Origin of the sequence: Falsiporphyromonas endometrii (assembly GCF_042654485.1) — a bacterium.
Classification (GTDB): Bacteria; Bacteroidota; Bacteroidia; order Bacteroidales; family Porphyromonadaceae; genus Porphyromonas; species Porphyromonas endometrii.
Map to the genome: position 1 here is coordinate 1 of NZ_JBHSGO010000030.1, position 13,392 is coordinate 13,392.

Consider the following 13,392-nt stretch of genomic DNA (forward strand, 5'->3'; position numbering starts at 1 on the left):
ACTTTTGTGCATTGTCTTTCTTGTAAGTTTCTATGATAAAGATAAGACAATTGGGGCTGATTCCTGTGAAGGAAGTTCAGCCCCTTATTTTTTGTTTTGTGATATTTTTATCGGACAGCAATAATATGTAATTGGTGTTTATTTGACATTTTATGAAGATGTTTTTGAATAAATCTCATAACCATCTTCTTTTGTTGTATTTATTGGTCAATCTTCCTCATCTTCATCTTCTATTACACTGATGTACGCAGGGTCGATCTCTGAGGCTGCTACCACTACGAGGTCGTCAATTTTTACGACAACTCTTTTTCTTCGTTTTCCTTTGATTTTGATGAGAGTTCCTTCCAGTCCGTCAAAGGCTGTTCCGTGTACTCTAACTTTGGTGCCGGCCTTTAAGTTCAACTCATCTAACTTGAAGTATATGAGGTCTTCTTCGAACTTGGAAGCCACCTTGATAAAGGTTTCCATCTGTCTCTTTGGAATGGTGATGATTTTCCTCTTTCCTTCGTAAATCGTGGTCATAAACTGTAACTTTGGATGAGTCTTTTTGAACAAAAGCAACCTCTCCTTTGTTGAATATACGAAGACAAGAGTGGGAATGGCCGGTAATAATTTTCTGTATTTCTTTCCATTTCTATTGACCAATTGGTATCTCATGGGAAGGAAACACTCTATACCACACTCCTCCAGTTCCTCTTTGGCTTGCTTTTCTCTTCTGAAAGCAGCCATAGCGAACCATTGCATTTTGTCATTTTCTTTTTTGTAGTTGTTAAGTGAGGTCATTTATGACTGTAGGTTTTTCCTATTTATATGCGTTTTTACATACTCTTGGGACCTTGAAATACACATAAATGATTGTATTTCAATTAGTTTCTTTGTGTATCTTTGTTTATGTCCTCTTATTATCATGGAGGGGTAAAATCATTTTGACCAGCACAAAGATAGTCAAAATCTTTACTCTTAGTTCTGTCGGTCAGATAAAATATGGTCCTTTTTGGCCAGTTTCATTTCAATATATTCTTCTTTTTGATTTGATTAGCATTCTTTTAATTATCATATATCTTTCAAAATATAGTGTTTGCGTGTTTATTTATTCAGATTTGATTGTTAATTGTATTAGATTGTTTTTTCTGTTATTCCTTTGTTTTCTTTTTCTTTTTCTCTTAATACCGGTGTTTCACTGTTTGTTAGCATATTGTGATGTATGTGATCAAATAAGAATCTCGCATCCAACGCGATGATATGTCAATGAGTTGTGATTTTAATTTTAAGTTTTTCTGAATTTAGACCGAATATAATTGTCAGATTACAAGGCGGAAAGAGTTTATATTGAGAATGTTGTGTCATTCTCACAAATTTGATTGCAAATTAGGTGACTTTGCAAAAAGGATGAGATGCGAGGCGCTGAGGTTGAGGATGAAAGGAGTGTCCTTCTGTACGTGACTGAATCTGAATACAGAAAGCAACGAAGCAGATCGCCTCTTTATGATTTCTTTTGGTTGCTTTTGCTTTATGTCTTCAGTCACATAGCCCGCTATGCTCCTTCATCCATAATTCAAAATCAACTCAAAATTATACTCATAAAGTTTAGATAGGGGTTGGGTTGCTTTTGCTTTATGTCATCAGTCACATAGCCCGCTATGCTCCTTCATCCATAATTCAAAATCAACTCAAAATTAAACTCATAAAGTTTAGATAGGGGTTGGGTTGCTTTTGCTTTATGTCATCAGTCACATAGCCCGCTATGCACCTTCATCCATAATTCAAAATCAATTCAAAATTATACTCATAAAGTTTAGATAGGGGTTGGGTTGCTTTTGCTTTATGTCATCAGTCACATAGCCCGCTATGCTCCTTCATCCATAATTCAAAATCAACTCAAAATTATACTCATAAAGTTTAGATAGGGGTTGGGTTGCTTTTGCTTTATGTCATCAGTCACATAGCCCGCTATGCTCCTTCATCCATAATTCAAAATCAACTCAAAATTATACTCATAAAGTTTAGACGAGGGATTGGTTGCTTTTGCTTTATGTCATCAGTCACATAGCCCGCTATGCTCCTTCATCCATAATTCAAAATCAACTCAAAATTATACTCATAAAGTTTAGACGAGGGATTGGTTGCTTTTGCTTTTGCACTATGTCTCCAGTTACGCAATATTATCATAAGGTTTAGACAGGGAATGAAGATTTCTGAATTTAGACCGAATATAATTGTCAGATAACAAGGCTGGAAGAGTTTTTTATTGAGAATGTTGTGCCATTCTCACAAATTTGATTGCAAATTAGGTGACTTTGCAAAAAGGATGAGATGCAAGGCGCTGAGGTTGAGGATGAAAGGAGCGTACTTCTGTACGTGACTGAATTTGAATACAGAAAGCAACGAAGCAGATTGCCTCTTTATGATTTCTTTTGGTTGCTTTTGCTTTATGTCTTCAGTCACATAGTCCGCTATGCTCCTTCATCCATAATTCAAAATCAACTCAAAATTATACTCATAAAGTTTAGACAGGGGGGGTGCTTTTGCGCTATGTCTCCAGTTACGCAATATTATCATAAGGTTTAGACAGGGAATGAAGATTTCTGAATTTAGACCAAATATAATTGTCAGATTACAAGGCGGGAAGAGTTTATATTGAGAATGTTGTGTCATTCTCACAAATTTGTGATCAAATTTGGTGACTTTGCAAAAAGGATGAGATGCAAGGCGCTGAAGTTGAGGATGAAAGGAGCGTACTTCTGTACGTGACTGAATTTGAATACAGAAAGCAACGAAGCAGATTGCCTCTTTATGATTTCTTTTGGTTGCTTTTGCTTTATGTCTTCAGTCACATAGCCCGCTATGCTCCTTCATCCATAATTCAAAATCAACTCAAAATTAAACTCATAAAGTTTAGACGGGGGTGCTTTTGCTTTTGCGCTATGTCTTCAGTTACGCAATATTATCATAAGGTTTAGACATGGAATGAATTTTTCTGAATTTAGACCGAATATAATTGTCAGATTACAAGGCGGAAAGAGTTTTTATTTGTGAGCATACTAATGTATGTGATCGAATAAAAATCTCGCATCCAACGCAGTAATATGTCAATTATATCGGTCTAAAAGAGGATGGCTCTCATCGTATCATCCCTCCACTCTTGAGAAATGAATTCTTCTGCGGGATTGTCATCATAAGAGAGTATATTTCTTGTCATATAGTTTATTTTGATTTTGTTGTATGCTTTTATGGCTTCTGTCAAATCTTTTTTGTCGAAGTAGACTTGTAGTCCCAGTCTTGTATTTCCAGCCACAATAAGGAAGTACATATTTTTGCTTTTCGATGTGTAGTAGACTCTATTATTTGCAGACATTTTTAATTCTTGATTATAGGTTTGCATAATCTTATTTGCTATCTGCATGGCTATTGTTCTTGATTTCCCGCAAGCGTTGAAGTGTAGCCCAAAAAGGTATTTCATTGCTCTTAGTTTTATTGTCTTTGCCTCCTTTTCCTTTATCAAGTAGTCGTATAGTGGTTCGTGGAGATTGTTGTTGAAGCTGAGAATTATTGAAGCTATATGTATATCCGGATTAATTTCTATCGGGACATTCTTTAGGTTGTATTCTATTTCGTTTTTGTTTTGCTCCGCTATTTTGAATTTTATCCTGTCGTAAGTCATTTGCTTCAGTATGTCGTCTATACTGCTTTGGGCGGAATATTCCCCAAAGTCGCTATTGTCAGTATGCCTAAACAGCTTGTTTATTAAGTCAGTAGCATTGTAATATTTCGAATTTGCATTTGATTTGTTTATTGCCCATGGTGCAGGTATGGCCGTTGCAAATTTGTAGTTCGGTATTACGGTGACCATACCTTCCGAATTTACTATGCCGTATTGTCCGGCAGATTCTATAAGTATATGATTTTGGTCAATATCTATAGCTGTTATATAGGATGGCGAAATGATTTCATTTTTATTGACATCTATCCATCCGGTCCCCATGTCTTTTTGCACGATGGCTCTTTGGTAATGCACATCTTCTGCATGGTCGTAGGTTGGGCTTATGACTATATTCCCTTTTTTGTCTATAAAACCATATTTATTGTCTTTTTTTATTCTGGCATATCCTTCTGAGAATGGAAAACCTTCATCTGCATCTACAATGATTTTGCATACTCCATCGGGGTTGATGTAACCTACTTTGTTGTTAAACTTGATTGTTGCCAATCCATTTTTGAAAGATTCTGCATCTGTAAAAATGGGTTCGATTACAAATTTTCCCGTTATGTCTACATATCCCCATTTGTTTTTCAATTTGGCCGGTGCCAAGTACATGCTGTCTGAAGGGTCTTTGTATGTTTCTTTTTGTTTGGCTGTTTTTTTGATCTGTGTAAAAACTTTCATCTGTTGGAAGGTCGGACGGATGATTGTCATTCCCTCTTTGTTGATGGCTCCCCACTTGTTGTTTAACCTTACTATTGCGTATGGGCTTTGACTAAAGCCATCGGCTTCGCTATATATCATTGGGGCTATAATCTTTCCTTTGTCATCAATAAATCCTACTTTCCCGTGTATGCTGCTTATCATTGCTGTTGAATTGTGAAATGCTTCTACAGCTTCGACACCATCTAATTTGAATAGAATTTTGCCGGATCTGTTGATACATATAGGGTATTCACCCTCCTTAACGACAAATGCTTTTCCTTCGCTGAAGTCTGTTCCGTCTGCATAATCGGGACTGATGATGTATTTCCCTTCTTGATTGATATATCCTACCTTGCCATTTTGATTTTTGACTTTAGCTCTTCCTTCTCGGAAGTTGGAAGCCGTTCTATATACCAAGGGGATTTTGATGTTTCCTTCTGTATCGATATAGCCCCATTTGTGTACAGTATGTGCAACCGGGATTAGTATGTCTTTGCTGTCATTATGATGAAATTTGTCTTGGCAAGAGGTCATTAAAAGAGCTCCAAAAGTTGCTACAACACAAATATGCATTATGAATATAAGTATTCTTTTCATTGCGCTAAGTACCTGCTGTAGAGTATTATTTGTTAGATATGATTGGGTCGGGATACCAATTATTGCACAACAAAAATAGTAAAATAAATTTGATGTATTAACGATTTTGATATAGTCTATTGCATAAAGGCTGTGTTGTTTTATTTAATTTAACCCAAATATATCCTCAAAGTGAGATTGAACTTAAGAAGGCTTTCGAGTTTAAGTGCCAAATAATAGAATAGTATATGTCAGTTTGTGTCTTGATCTATGGTTTGCGGCTGAATAGGTTATAATAATATCTCTATTTGCAAATTGGGCTGAAAGTGGTCCCCACAATGGAAGAATAGTATTTTAAGATGAAAGAAGCTGCAAGCCAGGCAACTATCATTCTGTTGCAAGACTTGCAGCTTAAGTGCAGAAATATGTGCCAATCTAAGGAACTATATATGAATGGTAGCTCTAACTGATCCTATTGAGTGTTGTCAACTTTTTAAGAAAATCTAATGGCTTTCGTGATTAAATATCAATGAAAAGCCTTTCTTAATCAGATGCCTAAATCAGTTCAAAAACTTCATAAATGTATATCCTTTTCATTGACATGCTTGTATTGTTATATGGGGTTTTATAGTCTTATATGTTTATCTTGACCTTTACTTTCCTCAACGGAGCACTTGGATCATTACAGATGATGTTGACATTTGAGGAGATCCCTTTCCATCCTTTTTCTTTAATTACTTGAGGAAGTACTTCCAAAGTAAGTGTCTTTGATTGTCCCGGTTTTATAGGCCCAATTTTTCGAGGGTGTTTGATAGCAGGATTTTCGCAACTAATATCTTCTATCTTCAATGTTTTCTTCCCTTCGTTTTTGATTTCTATGTCAATCTTTTGTGGATTTAGAGATGTTACTTTTCCCAGGTCGTAATATGTGTTGAGTGCAAGCTTGGGAGATCCGTTCAGTATATCTTCCATTGACTTGTACTCTGCAAAATCATCCACTATAGGTGCTACGATAATGATATTGCCTTTGGATTTTGTTCCGGAGTAATTTTCAACTTCAAAATACAATGGCTCATTATGCATTTTTATTGACAGAGCTTTGTTTTTCAAAATATGTATGGGTATTTCCAATGGTTCGATTGGACCTACTTCATACTCGGTCTTGTCTAAAGTGATAAAGGATGGAGTGTGAAGTATGTGCACCTTTATTGGGTGACTCTTGTCAGAGTTGTAGGATTTGATTCTCATGGTGTGTGTGCTGCCTCTTTTGACGGGAGGAAATATAAATTTCTGATCTGTCAATCTTAGCGGTCCTACTACAAGTGGATACATTAGTCCGGCATGGTTGCTTGTCGTACTTACATCTCCTTTGATAGTCAGAGCTTTCATGCCGTTTTGGGAGTTTGAGTAGATATAAACCCTCTTGATAAATGGACCCGGTCGACCTAAAGGGTTATATGCCACCTTGATAACAGAGCTTTCGCCCGGGGCTATGGCCTCTCTTGGCCAATCAGGGGAAGTGCAACCACAGTCCGAAGTTACTCGGCTGATGACAAGTGGTGCATTGCCTGTGTTTTTGAAACCGAAGTTGCATACTACCGAACCTCTTTCCTCAGCTACATCTCCAAAGTTATATGTAGAGTCTTTAAAAGTCATCACAGCTGAAGCGGATTGAGCCATCAGCGAATGATTTGTTTTGTTGACGCTTGTAATAAGCAACAGAGCCACCAATATTAGGTAGCTCTGCTTGATTGTTCCATAAAAGAATCTGTTCATCATTGGACATTACCTTTTATCTTGAGTGTAAAAGCTCCATCTTTACCATTGGAGTATACTGCAATAGTTTTTACGAATTGTCCCGGACGTCCCGCAGGATTGTATGTGACTGTGATTTTGCCACTTTTGCCCGGAGCGATAGGCTCTTGCTCATATTGGGGAGTTGTACATCCACAAGATGCTATTACTCGAGTGATTACCAGAGGTGCCTTTCCTGTGTTTGTTACAGTAAAGACACAACTTACCTTGCCATCAGATTCTTTGATATTACCAAAATCATGTTCGGTAACCTTAGCTGAGATAGTTGCTTTGTCTCCACTTTGTGCATAAGCAACTCCGCAGAGCATCACCATCATACTGAATAGATAAAATAACTTTTTCATCTTTTATAGGTTTAATAAATAAATTACTCTTTCATATGTGTTTGACTCTTAGTGCTATCGTAGGTTTAATGCTTGCTTAGTTATCACATCTTTCAAATGTCTCGGCTGTCATAACTGATATCTTTATTGATGATCTAACTTTTTAATAGCAGGATGCTAACACATAATTGTACAGACAAATATAGCATTTTCCACAAAGATAGTACTGTTTGATGTGTTGTGGTGCCCATTCTTAATAATTTGCTTGAAGTCTTTTCTGACTTTGTCTGACCAAATCCTTTTCAATATAGTCTTATTCATAGCTATGTTGTGGCAAAAATGACTTCAGAAATGGGAGAAACATATTATTTAAATGAACCTAAATGGCTTCTTCGATTGGATTGGATCAATTTGAATGAAAAATATTTTTATGATTAAGTGTCTGATTTGTAGACTACAAGGAATTATTGCTCAAAAAAACTTTCAGGAAAACTTGTACAATTGAAAATAAGTCGTACCTTTGCATCGCTTTCAAGGTCGAAAACCTTACAAAAACGAAAGCTTTAGGTTGAATCGCTAGCTCAGTAGGTAGAGCACATCCCTTTTAAGGATGGGGTCCTGGGTTCGAACCCCAGGCGGTTCACTGAAAAGGAGAGGCTCGTCCACTCCTTTTTTTATATTGTCTCAACTACAAACTATGATACTGCTAAGGGTTGTCCGTACAAAAGGCAACCCTTAGTTGTTTTATATAGATTTGATAATCTGTTTATTCTTTTGTGATCTTGCTTTGTCAATGATGTCTTTGTCTGATTGCCCCAAGCTGAGGTCTCGGATTGTTTTTACGGCCCCTTCAGTAAATAGGGGGATGTGTTATATTCCAAAATCAAGCAATCAAAAGAGAATTGTAGTTATTTAAAACAGACTACTTGTTTAATTGGAATGTTCATTGTTGATCTGTGAGTCACTTGATGATGTATTTTTTAGGGAAATATTTTTCAATGATGATTCCGTATTTCTCCTTGAATATCTTGCATACCTTCTTAAATTTTCGTCCGTGAGGTCTGAGACAGCCCCCCATGCATTCATATATATACTGGTGTATCATCTCATGTATAAGTGTGAATCTAAGTGACTCTTCTGTCCACTTGTTGTCGTGATTAATCTTGATAAGTGGGGTTTTGTCTTTTCTCGATCTTCTTCCTATATAGACTCCATATGTATCTTTATCGTTAAAATCATATAGGTATCCAAAATCGGCTCGGTGAAGTTTACCTTCAAAGTATAGCTTGTTATATGTTTTGTGGAGCTTTTTTAGCGTTTGTTTGGTGAGGTATATGTATTCCTGCTTGATCTCTTCCTGTGATTGAATATCCTTGTTTTCAGACTTTTCCATGATTTTTCCTTCTCCTTTGTTCTATAGTTTAAGGAATATTGTCCCGGTGAATGAGTGTCTATTAGTCGTTGTTAAGTGAATGTCAGTCTCATTCAATCGGGGCATTTATTCCTTATGTATGTTATTGATCGCTTGCATCATTTGTCAACTTACAAACGATTTTTAGTTGTCGAGATTTCTATCTTGGTTTCACTTTTTAATTAAAGTGAAGGGGAATGTGGAATTTTTGAGCGTTATTCAGTGAAATAATTCGCTTGTATGTTGACAAGCCTTTTGGACTCAGCTTCGTGATAGCTACCCTCATAATTTCCTTAAGTGTCAGTCTTAATTGTTTTATGTGATGCTGTTTGTCTATCCATTGTTTGTTGTATTCCATTTTCGTTGCCTCTTTGTTGGCGACTTTTTCTTTGATCAGTTTTAACTTTTTGTTTTCTTGGTCGATATATCTTGCCTGTATTCTTTTCCCAAGTTTGATATAATAGAGTAGCTGTTTGACTTCTAATTGACCTATGTTGTCCAGCTTGTTTAGAGCATATGTCTTATAGGCTTCAAATAGTTCATTTGGGGCCTTTTGGTCGTCTTCACTCCCATTGGGTAGTTTGCTTGCGAAGAGACTTCTTGTATTCGAATCTTTTATCCGAAGGTGATTTTGATCTGTCTCCCTGTTGCATACCCATTTCAATCTGCCATTAATGCAAACTTGAATGTTGTTTTTACCTTTTCTTTCTGCTGTTAAAGCATTTACCGGTTTGTTTTGGTTGTTATTTTTCATTTTTTGTGGTTTTATTTATTAATAATTAATTTAATTCTGCTCTTATCCTATGAGTAGTGTTTGTAGATCCTTTCGGAAGGACAACTCCTAATCATTGTAATAAAGAGAACCTTAACAGAATATCTTCTGAAGGGTTTTTCTTTGTTGAAATGTTTATTATTTGTTGATTATATTTAAATTTATTTCTGTTTGGATGCAACAATCCCATTATGGGTAGATACATTCAAACCCACTTACGCTATAAACTCTTTCTGAGAGTCCTAAATGTTAACATATGAATTCTCATAATCCCACTGATTGAACTGTTAAATAAATTAAACAATTCTTCTTTAGCTGATCATCTTAATCCTTATGAAAAGATAAGTCTCAACTCGCATCATTTTTCCACCGCGTCCGACTATGAGGGAGGATCGGTTGGAGTAACCTCATGGGTTATCTCGGGATGCATTTTCAAAGAAGGATGAAAACCCCCAATAAAACGATGCAAATCTACAACAAAGGTTTGAGATATGCAATAGGGTGCGGTAAAAATCTATTTCTTTTTTGTTTATTCTCTTATGCCAAGGGTGTTGTTTTCTGCTTCTAATATGCTCGTAGTAAGCTCGTAATGAGGATTTAGTCTTTTATATCAAAGTCAATAGCTTTATGTGTTTTACTTTTGCTACCTTTCATAAAAATTAGACTATTAATCGAAAACAGCTTTTCAACAAGGCTGTTTTCTATGTAACATTATTGAATTATGGGTTTGATTAGCTTCTCTATTTCTGTTTTTCGGGTCTTATTGCGATGATTAATCCTATTGCAAATATCCCGGTGTTTCTTGGTCTTGTTAACTCTTATCCTCAGGAAAAGAAATCTCATTTGGCATGCAAAGCTTGTGTGGTTGCCTTTGTTATTTTGGTCTTTTTTATTCTCTTGGGCAAATTTATCTTCTCCATATTCGGGATAACTATCCCGGCTTTTAAGATCACGGGGGGAATTTTGATCTTCAAGATAGGTTTTGATATGCTTTCCAGTAAGCTGTCTCCGGAAAAGCATATGGAGCATAAGGGTGAGCCGGATGATAGTATAGCCATTTCTCCATTGGCAATTCCTTTGCTGGCAGGTCCGGGGGCTATCGTAACGGCAATGGATTCTATTTCTGACACCACTTTTATTCACCTTCTGATAGTTGTTGTTATATCGGCTTTAGTGCTGTTTATCAATTACATTTCACTGAGATCGGGAGATGTTATATCCAAAAGATTGGGGCATAATGTGATAGAGGTATTAAATAAGCTGATGGGTCTAATCTTGGCTATTATGGGAACTGGGATGATTATCTCGGGATTACAACTTTTGCTCCCGAAAGTCTTTGCCAATTAGGCTTATTTAGTTGGGTTGAAACTTCCGATTTATCTCTTGATATATTGCTCTCTTTAGCATTAATATGATATCTTTCGTCATCTATAAATGCGTCATTCCAATTCAAATTTCTTAGTCTATTATGCTATAAATAGTCATTATTATGTAAATAACTATAAAAATATTTGGTGCTATTTTCAGACGAAAAACAGCCTGTTTTTGTGTTTAAACGGCCAATTTTCGTCCAAAATTTTGTGCAGAGTTAATTTTTCAATCTTTTGATGTGTTAAACTATATTAATAGCCACTTGCGATATCTCTCCTAAACACTTAAAAACTGCTTTTAGACTGCTTTTTTTGGAGGCTCGCGCGACTTACAATCCATCCCCGCGCTACTTTGAAAGTGAACTCGCGCGAGGTTGCACCTGAAGTAGCGCGACTTCGTATGTCAAGGTCGCGCGACAACGGATCGAAAGTCGCGCGAGAACAGATTGCTTCTCGCGCGAGCTAATTTGTTAAAATAGCGCATAAAAAAAGCCCGTTTTGTACTATAAAACGGGCAAAGTGGGTAAGAAGGTCAGATGACCCTAACCCTCGTACTTAAGATTTTGAGTTTGAATCAGTGTTGTTTGATCAGCTTTTTGACTGCCAATGAAGGTAACAATATTTAACAAACAAGCCATTCTTATCATGAGCTTCACAGCCCATTGATAAATAGCTTTCTTAAGACTGTATTTGATGATTATGTAGTCATTGATTTGTTCCTCTTTAGTAAGCCATATTTTACCCTCTCGGAGGATTGCTCTTCCAAGTGAAAGGATCGTCAAAAGTATGGTAAGTAATATGCTTATTTCCATGGATTTTATTATTGTTCAATGGCTAAGATACTAAAATTGATCCTCTTTTGCAACGCTATATTATTAAAAGATAAGATGTGAGACGGATGCATCAAGTCTGCAAACGATGTTTCTTAAGTGTCTAAAGAGGGTAGTTTTCTTCAAAAACAAAATGTATTTTTGTCAATGTAAGCCACCTATAATTTAGGGGTTAATTGTATTAAAATATTAATAAGAGATATGAAACATATAGATGGGACAGGGCACAACCTGTCAGAGTGTACCACAATCGTTGTGGGCGAAGATGTTACCGGAGATGGCTCACGTATATTTGGCCGTTCTGAGGACTTTGATGCAATGAGATGTAAGAATTGGTTGGTTTTTCGTGATACGGACAATGGTCCCGAGGAGTTTGTCGCAGACGACAGTCGATTTCGTTGTCCTCTTCCTAAAAAGGCATTAGGCTATACAGCTCTTCCGGATTATCAGTATCATCATGAATGGGGTAGTGCCGGATTCAATTCCGTAGGAGTCGGAGAGAGCTCAACAGAAACCATTTTTAGTAGTCCCGAAGCTCTGAAATATGATCCGTATGTTGAAGATGGATTGGCAGAGAACTGTACTTACAATATCGTACTTCCGTATATTCATACTGCAAGAGAGGGGGTAGAGCGCCTTGGTGCCCTTATTGAGAAGTACGGATCTGCTGAAGGATTTGGGATTGGCTTTATTGATGACAAGGAGACTTGGTATTTGGAAAATGCCTGTGGTCACCATTGGTTAGCTTGTCGTATACCTAAGGACAAGTACTTTGTTACGGGCAATCAGAGCCGATTTAGGGAGTATGATCCAAACGATGTGGATAATTTTATGGCTGATGAAGATTTGCTTCCTTTTGCCAAGCGACATAAACTATGGGATCCGGAGAAGGAGGAGTTCGATTTTCATAAGGTCTATTCCAAGGATGACGTGGATGACACGACGTACAATTATACACGTGTGTGGGGATTGCAGAAGCTATTTACTCCCTCTATGCAGCAAGATGTTGCCAAAAATACTTTCCCTGTTTTTGCAAAGCCCGATAAGAATATTGGTATCAAAGAGCTGCGTGAAGCCTTTCGTTTTCATTATGATGGTACCGATCATGACCCATATCTTCATAACAACGGTAAGGAGCCTTGGCGTCCTGTATCTATCTTCCGAACAACACAGACCCATTTATTGCAGGTGCGTCCTTGGTTGCCCAAAGAGATTGGTTGTATCACTTATGTAGCTAATGGTATGGCGGATCTTGGCGTGTTCCTACCTATTTATCAGGGGATTAAGAAGTTCCCTAAGGCCTATATGGTCGGAGATGCCAAATGTGATGATGTGTCAGCATATTGGCGCTTCCGAAAGGTGATGACCCTCGCCATGACCAACTATAATGCTTATGCTCCCATCGTAAAAGAGACTTATGCACGACTGGAAGAAGAGAACGATCAACGTCAGAAGGAGTTTGAAGACAGATATCTGAAGATCTACAAAGAGCGCCCGATGGAGGCAACAGATATGCTGCAAGAGTTTAATGAAAGCCTGCTCAACAAAGCATTGGAGGTAGCCGACCAACTGGTCAACGAGCTCTTTACACGTATGACCGGCGACATAATGAAAGAATATTTGTTCCATGGAGCATAAAAGATTACAGATACTCTGAAAAGATCTCAAGCGTAACCCCCGAAAGTTCCTAATCCAACTTTCGGGGGTTGTTATTAGTGTCCCTTAAACCTGAATATGTTTTTATAATATTGTGGAATAATATGTTACAATAGTTCGTTAAAAAATATCCAAGCCTAAGCGGCTCTGGCAGTAAATAAAATGAGTTCTTTGAAAAGTTTGTCAATAACTTGCGGGTCTGGGCTAATCCCAAACACGCAAATAAATCGTTCA

8 protein-coding genes, 1 tRNA gene and 2 pseudogenes are annotated in these 13,392 nt (G+C 37.1%); 3 read left to right on the forward strand and 8 right to left on the reverse strand.

Features of this window, described 5'->3' with window-relative positions; genetic code table 11:
- Positions 1-207: 207 nt before the first annotated feature.
- The 4 genes from ACFO3G_RS01450 to ACFO3G_RS01465 all read right to left on the reverse strand — a co-directional run bounded on the left by ACFO3G_RS01450 (position 208) and on the right by ACFO3G_RS01465 (position 7,140).
- A complete protein-coding gene (locus ACFO3G_RS01450; protein WP_380077290.1) occupies positions 208-744 on the reverse strand; it encodes a UpxY family transcription antiterminator in 537 nt (178 codons plus the stop codon).
- A gap of 2,359 nt (positions 745-3,103) precedes the next feature.
- Complete coding sequence (locus tag ACFO3G_RS01455; RefSeq protein ID WP_380077292.1) at positions 3,104-5,002, reverse strand: WG repeat-containing protein; 1,899 nt, start codon at positions 5,000-5,002, stop codon at positions 3,104-3,106.
- A gap of 612 nt (positions 5,003-5,614) precedes the next feature.
- The gene (locus ACFO3G_RS01460) at positions 5,615-6,760 is read right to left on the reverse strand and encodes a DUF1573 domain-containing protein (protein ID WP_380077294.1); all 1,146 of its coding nucleotides are present in this window, start codon (positions 6,758-6,760) and stop codon (positions 5,615-5,617) included.
- Positions 6,757-7,140 (reverse strand): DUF1573 domain-containing protein, encoded by a 384-nt coding sequence (locus ACFO3G_RS01465; protein ID WP_380077296.1) that lies wholly within the window; start codon positions 7,138-7,140, stop codon positions 6,757-6,759. Before ACFO3G_RS01465 ends, ACFO3G_RS01460 begins: the two co-directional genes overlap by 4 nt.
- A gap of 549 nt (positions 7,141-7,689) precedes the next feature.
- Between ACFO3G_RS01465 and ACFO3G_RS01470 the strand changes: the two genes are divergently transcribed.
- Positions 7,690-7,762 (forward strand) — tRNA-Lys (locus ACFO3G_RS01470).
- A 318-nt stretch (positions 7,763-8,080) separates the two neighbouring features.
- Here ACFO3G_RS01470 and ACFO3G_RS01475 read toward each other — a convergent pair.
- Complete coding sequence (locus ACFO3G_RS01475) at positions 8,081-8,512, reverse strand: SprT-like domain-containing protein (RefSeq protein WP_380077298.1); 432 nt, start codon at positions 8,510-8,512, stop codon at positions 8,081-8,083.
- Between the two features lie 196 nt (positions 8,513-8,708).
- Positions 8,709-9,284: a hypothetical protein gene (locus ACFO3G_RS01480; RefSeq protein ID WP_380077300.1), complete on the reverse strand. Its 576-nt coding sequence runs from the start codon at positions 9,282-9,284 to the stop codon at positions 8,709-8,711.
- Between the two features lie 777 nt (positions 9,285-10,061).
- Here ACFO3G_RS01480 and ACFO3G_RS01485 point away from each other — a divergent pair.
- Positions 10,062-10,649 (forward strand): annotated as a pseudogene (locus ACFO3G_RS01485) (MarC family protein); the annotation flags it as partial.
- Positions 10,650-11,214: 565 nt separating this feature from the next.
- Here the strand turns inward: ACFO3G_RS01485 and ACFO3G_RS01490 are convergent.
- Positions 11,215-11,484: a hypothetical protein gene (locus tag ACFO3G_RS01490; RefSeq protein ID WP_380077302.1), complete on the reverse strand. Its 270-nt coding sequence runs from the start codon at positions 11,482-11,484 to the stop codon at positions 11,215-11,217.
- Between the two features lie 219 nt (positions 11,485-11,703).
- On the opposite strand from ACFO3G_RS01490, the gene ACFO3G_RS01495 reads away from it, so the two are divergent.
- Positions 11,704-13,140: a C69 family dipeptidase gene (locus tag ACFO3G_RS01495; protein ID WP_380077304.1), complete on the forward strand. Its 1,437-nt coding sequence runs from the start codon at positions 11,704-11,706 to the stop codon at positions 13,138-13,140.
- Positions 13,141-13,295: 155 nt separating this feature from the next.
- On the opposite strand, the pseudogene ACFO3G_RS01500 reads toward ACFO3G_RS01495, so the two are convergent.
- Positions 13,296-13,392, reverse strand: a pseudogene (locus ACFO3G_RS01500) (transposase); the annotation flags it as partial.